Origin of the sequence: Pseudomonas sp. DE0010, from assembly GCF_007680745.1 — a bacterium.
Taxonomy (GTDB): domain Bacteria; phylum Pseudomonadota; class Gammaproteobacteria; order Pseudomonadales; family Pseudomonadaceae; genus Aquipseudomonas; species Aquipseudomonas parafulva_B.
In genome coordinates, this window is record NZ_VEJQ01000160.1 from 1 (window position 1) to 293 (window position 293).

At 73.4% G+C, this 293-nt stretch carries 1 pseudogene; it reads right to left on the reverse strand.

Annotated elements, in window-relative coordinates:
- Positions 1 to 293, reverse strand: a pseudogene (locus tag FS767_RS22070) (hypothetical protein); the annotation flags it as partial.

A 293-nucleotide genomic window follows, 5' to 3' on the forward strand; every position in this document is an offset into this window, starting at 1 on the left:
GAGCCGGGGATCGGCTTCGCGCTCCAGGGCGATCTGCGGACCTATGCTGCGCTGGATCAGGTCTTCCAGGCCGATGACCAGTTGCTCCAGCGCCACCGGTTGCGGATCCAGGGTCTGGCGCCGGGAAAAGGCCAGCAGCCGGTGGGTCAGGGCGGCGGCGCGTTGGGCGGCGCTGCGGGCGGTGCCGGTGTAGCGCTCGAGGTCCTGCAGCCGGCCCTGGCGCAGGCGCAGGTCGAGCAGCCGTTGCATGACGCGCAGCGGCGCAGCGGGCGGTGCCAGGTCCAGGCGCTGCC